This window comes from uncultured Jannaschia sp. (assembly GCF_947494055.1).
GTDB lineage: Bacteria > Pseudomonadota > Alphaproteobacteria > Rhodobacterales > Rhodobacteraceae > Jannaschia.
This window is the reverse complement of record NZ_CANLTR010000108.1, coordinates 1-2622: the sequence shown is the minus strand read 5'-3', so window position 1 is coordinate 2622 and position 2622 is coordinate 1. Positions and strand designations below refer to the sequence as shown.

General features: G+C 59.7%; 1 protein-coding gene and 1 tRNA gene. Both read left to right on the top strand.

Features of this window, described 5'->3' with window-relative positions; translation table 11 throughout:
- Positions 1-709: 709 nt before the first annotated feature.
- Positions 710-786, top strand: a tRNA-Arg gene (locus Q1A87_RS23210).
- Positions 787-940: 154 nt separating this feature from the next.
- On the top strand, positions 941-2500 hold the full coding sequence (locus Q1A87_RS23205) for a TniQ family protein (RefSeq protein ID WP_299657148.1): 1560 nt from the start codon (positions 941-943) through the stop codon (positions 2498-2500).
- The last annotated feature ends 122 nt before the right edge of the window (positions 2501-2622 follow it).

Sequence of the window (2622 nt, the reverse complement as noted above, 5' to 3'; positions counted from 1 at the left end):
AATGGACAAGCGCCACTACAAGCGGCGAAACCGGATCGAAATCATGTTCGGCAAGCTCAAGGACTGGAGGCGTGGGGGCTCGAACCGGTGGCACCTCGATGGCTTGGCCCTCGACGCCTGATCCCATCGGGTCGTCAGCCGGGCCTTCGGCAACGTCCTGAAGACATGACTAGTGCGCAACACGCTCGACATGGCGGTGTCTTCGCGCAAAACCGAAGACGTGACACCATGACGATACGGAATCGCAGTGATCGCCCAGGGAGTTCGGCCATCGTCGCCATGTGGCCGACATTCGGCTCTCCAAGGGTACCGGGGACGACGACGCCATGTGCGAAAGCCTCTAGCCACGCTCGAATGCGGGCTCATCAAGCGAGACCGCTTAACGGCCAACTCCGGTGCCTAGCTCACCACGCTCGTCCTGCGGGCGTCCGCGGCCCTGCAGCTCCTACGGTCCCCTTGAGGCATCCGAGGGCTTCTACACCCTGCCGCACTGACATCTCTTCATCGACAACACATCACTCCGAGCGTTTGAATCCGCCCAGCGGTCAGAACGTACCCTAGCAGACACTGCCGAAAAACCTTTCCGTGAAATGGGGAATTCCGATGGTTCGTCCTTCTGCCAACGAACGATTGTCGGTCAAAATCTCTGGCGAGTACCGCTTTTCGACCCTTGCGCCTACTCAACGCGATGTCTATTCCTCTCCGGCACGCGCTGGTAGCTCAGTTGGATAGAGTACTTGACTACGAATCAAGGGGTCGGGGGTTCGAATCCTCCCCAGCGCGCCAAAAATCTCTCGTAAGATGCCAAGCAAAACCGACTTTCGTGTCACATTGCTGACCCAGAAGGCGGTATATCCCGAAATCACTGCGACGTTGCCCAGTTGAGCTGGTGACCTTAAGATCCGGCCAATCCGCCTTTGTCTGATCTCGGAAACCTCGCTTGGTCAAAAGCCTAGCTGCCACTCCCGGAACGAACTTCCCGCAGCTGCCGATGACGGTGTTACATGCCGCGTGCGAGCCGGCGACCTCCTTGCTGTCGCGACTTGCGGCCAGGAACGGCGCCATTTCGATGCAGAGGTTCTGCGGCGACATAGCCTTTCCGATAGACCCGCTCTTTCGTGGTGAGAAGGTCGCTTTGGAGCAACTGACCCAGCTTGCAGGGTGCGACGTGAGCGCATTGGAGCGGGTCTCTATCCGCCACCTCGGTAAGGGCCATTTTCGCCTGAGAGACGAATTCGCCTCCCCTCAGAGCTTCCAGCGCACGCGCATCCGCGTCTGTCCGGAGTGCATACGCTCCGAGGTGCGGTCAGCAGAGGAGGTGTGGCGCGTGCCGCGCCGCCTGCAGTGGAAATTCTCGTCGATCAGAAGCTGCCCGCAACATGGCTGTATGCTGGTAAGCCTTCCACCAGAGAGGTTTAGCAAAAATGCCAGGGATTTTACGGCCCGTCTTCAGAAGCATTACGGCTGGATTCTGGATGAACCGGTTATCCACGCAGACCACAGCTTGTTCGAGCAGTACCTCACCGGCCGCGTCCTGAAAGGGCGGGGCGCACGGTGGATCGACCGTCTCGAGCTCAATGTAGTGTCCCGCGCATCCGAGGTGCTGGGGCTGCGCATCGCAAAGGGGCCAGACGCTTTGCTTGTCGGGAACAGCGAAGCCGACTGGATGAGTTTCGGAGTCTTGGGCTACGATGTGCTGAAAGATGGCCCTACCGCCCTCTCGGACTGCCTCGCCGCGATGGCGCATGAGGGTGGCGTAGACGGACGTTTCTTCGGTCGGGTCTTCGGGGCTTGGACCACATGGTTAAACAGCCGGAGCCTCGGTGACGAGTTCGAACCCCTGCGTGACGTCGTGCGGCGGCACGTCTTCGACCATTTCTCCGTAAGAAGCGGTGTGCTGGTGCTTGGAGTGCCGTCAGAGGGAATGGCTTCGCGGAACGCACAGAAGACCCTCTCGCTTACGGGCTTCGCCAAGCGCAACGCAGAGGACTTGGTGCGCCGCGGCCTCGCAAAGCGTCAGGGTGATAATGGTATCGTTCCGATGGGCTTCGTGACGCAGCGAATGCTTGAGGCCTACGAGCGCGAGAAGAAGTTCTTCTTCGCTCATAGGGGGTCTGGTGCAAACGGGGCAGTTCAAGCGCATCGTGCCGATGCTCTTGTGGAAGCGGGTGAGACCCAAATTTCCATCACCGCCGTCGCGCAAGAGCTGCGCGTCACGACAAAGACGGCGGTATATCTGGTTGAGAACGGGCTGCTGCACGGTGTGAATGCCTCAGAACTCTACCGTCGGGGGACGACCGTTGTCACCGCCGCTAGTCTAGCGCGCCTCCGGGGGGCCTTCATTTCTCTGGGCGAACTTGCCGAGATCACTCGGCGGCCGCAGGGCGCATTGTCCATGAAGCTTAGAAATGCGGGCGTGGCTCTCTTGGCGATGCCGCATGAATTAAGCAGGATTTACTGGCGAGAAGATGTAAGTGCTTACGCGACTGCAGAGCACTGATATTTCGGCCAAGAGCCGACCTTCGTCCGAGGTGCAACGGATGGCTGTCAACGGCAGAGTAAAATCCGGCCACGTGGCGGCGCAAAACCAGGCCAATATTGGGGTGCCGAGCGCCATGGCGC